Annotated in this window: 1 protein-coding gene; it reads left to right on the top strand. The window is 51.0% G+C overall.

Features of this window, described 5'->3' with window-relative positions; translation table 11 throughout:
* Positions 1–74: 74 nt before the first annotated feature.
* A complete protein-coding gene (gene ltrA, locus ACFPOU_RS18740; protein ID WP_379724738.1) occupies positions 75–1,673 on the top strand; it encodes a group II intron reverse transcriptase/maturase in 1,599 nt (532 codons plus the stop codon).
* Positions 1,674–1,705 lie beyond the last annotated feature (32 nt).

Raw genomic sequence — 1,705 nt, forward strand, 5'->3', positions numbered from 1 at the left:
TGAAATTATCTCAGACGGACAGCGTCGACGGAGCGCTTGGTGGCGAATAAATCAGTGCTTCCCTAGAGGTTGATATGGACGTAAGTCACCACGATTGCGATGTCGCCTCTGCAATTTGGAAATCTTGGCATGAAGTTTCATGGGTCGAGGTTCATCAAGTTGTTGCGAGGTTACAGACACGCATTGCGAAGGCAGCAAAAGCAGGGGAATGGCGGAAAGTTCGCTCCTTGCAGAGACTCCTAACCAAATCCACAGGTGCGAAAGCACTTGCCGTGAGGAGGGTAACGGAGAATCGAGGCCGAAAAACTCCTGGAGTTGACAAGCAAACCTGGAGCACTCCAGAGGCGAAGTGGAATGCGGTAAAAGATCTCAGCAACAAGAGATACAAACCTGCACCGCTACGTCGCATCTACATCCCGAAAGCAAATGGTGAAAAACGCCCATTGGGCATCCCAACCATGCGCGACCGGGCCATGCAAGCGCTGCATCTTCTGGCGCTGGAACCTGTAGCCGAAACACTCGCAGATCCTCACTCATACGGTTTTCGACGTGAACGCTCAACGGCTGATGCTATCTCACAAGTGCGCAATGTACTTAGTCGGGAGGTATCGCCGAAATGGGTGCTCGAGGGAGATATCAAGGGATGTTTCGACAACATCAGTCACGACTGGTTGACCGCCAATGTCTGCATGGACAAGGGCATTCTCCGGAAGTGGTTGAAGGCCGGTTTCATTGAGATGGGAAGGCTCTTCCCAACGCAAGCAGGGACGCCACAGGGAGGTATCATTTCCCCGGTTTTGGCGAACCTCGCACTGGATGGACTGCAACTCGAACTGACTAAACTGTTTAGAACGGTGAGGATGGCTAGAGAGGCAAAAGTCAACCTAGTGCGGTATGCGGACGATTTTGTTATCACTGGCAGTTCTCAAAAGGTACTCGCTACCGAAGTGAAACCGCTGGTGGAGAAATTCTTGGCTGACAGGGGTCTAATCTTGTCTCCGACGAAAACCAAAATCACACATGTGACAGAGGGCTTCGACTTCTTGGGTTGGAACGTCCGGTACTTCAAAAGAGTACTGCTCGTACAACCGTCAAAGAAAAACAAGAAGGCATTTCTCGACAAAATCCGTACGCTGCTGCGGGAAAGAAAGGCCGCATCGCAGACGGAGGTGATCGAAAAGCTAACGTCCGTGATCCGGGGTTGGGCCAACTATCATCGAAGTCAGAATGCGTCCCAGACATTTGCAAGGTGCGATCATCAAATTTGGCAAGCACTGTGGCGCTGGGCGGGCCGCCGACACCCTAACAAAGGGAAGAAGTGGCTCAAAGGACGTTACTTTAAGTGCATCAAAGGCAGAGATTGGCGATTTGCGGAAAAGGACAAGCTGCTTCCGGTTCTGGCGGGGTTTAAGAAAAAAGACCACGTTAAGATTCAGAGCGAAGCGAATCCCTATGATCCGGAGTTCGATAAGTACTTCTCCAAACGGCTTGCAAAGCGGATGGATAAGACGTTCGAGGGACGACGCAAACTTCGATGGTTGTGGTGGTGGCAAGAAGGTATTTGCCCCTGCTGCGATCAGAAGATCACACGTGAGACAGGGTGGCACTTACACCACATAGTCAAACGATCTGAAAGAGGTTTGAATCGCCACGACTATTGTAGACACTCCTGAGCCATAATATAAGGCACAAGGAGAAGGTATGA

Source organism: Massilia jejuensis, assembly GCF_042656795.1.
Taxonomy (GTDB): Bacteria; Pseudomonadota; Gammaproteobacteria; order Burkholderiales; family Burkholderiaceae_D; genus Telluria; species Telluria jejuensis.

Bases quoted from the DNA above. Each gene is read 5' to 3' on its own strand.
- ltrA (WP_379724738.1), top strand. From the start codon at position 75: ATGGACGTAAGTCACCACGATTGCGATGTCGCCTCTGCAATTTGGAAA.